At 44.4% G+C, this 313-nt stretch carries 1 pseudogene; it reads left to right on the plus strand.

From position 1 onward, the window contains the following. Positions 1-221: pseudogene (locus tag JUI58_RS11430) on the plus strand (Uma2 family endonuclease); the annotation flags it as partial. Positions 222-313: the final 92 nt, after the last annotated feature.

Here is a 313-nt window from a genome sequence, read left to right on the forward strand (position 1 = left end):
TACTTCCCAATGGTCAGATGCGTTTTTTCAATCCCCAAACTGGGGAGTATTTAAGAAGTCCAGATGAGTCCGAACGGGAACGGATTGAGGAACGACGACAGAAAATGGAGGAACAACGACAGAAAATGGAGGAACGACAAGAAAAAGAACAGGTACAGAGGACATTGCAAGAGTTGCGCGATCGCCTGCTTGCGAAAGGATTAGACCCTGATAATCTCTGAACTTAGCGATCGCGCTATAATTTCTGTACGATAGAACTACTATATCTGCGATCGCCTAAAATGCGAATCCTCTACTCTTCTTGGCTCAAAAA

It is taken from the genome of Spirulina sp. CCY15215, from assembly GCF_016888125.1.
Classification (GTDB): domain Bacteria; phylum Cyanobacteriota; class Cyanobacteriia; order Cyanobacteriales; family Spirulinaceae; genus CCY15215.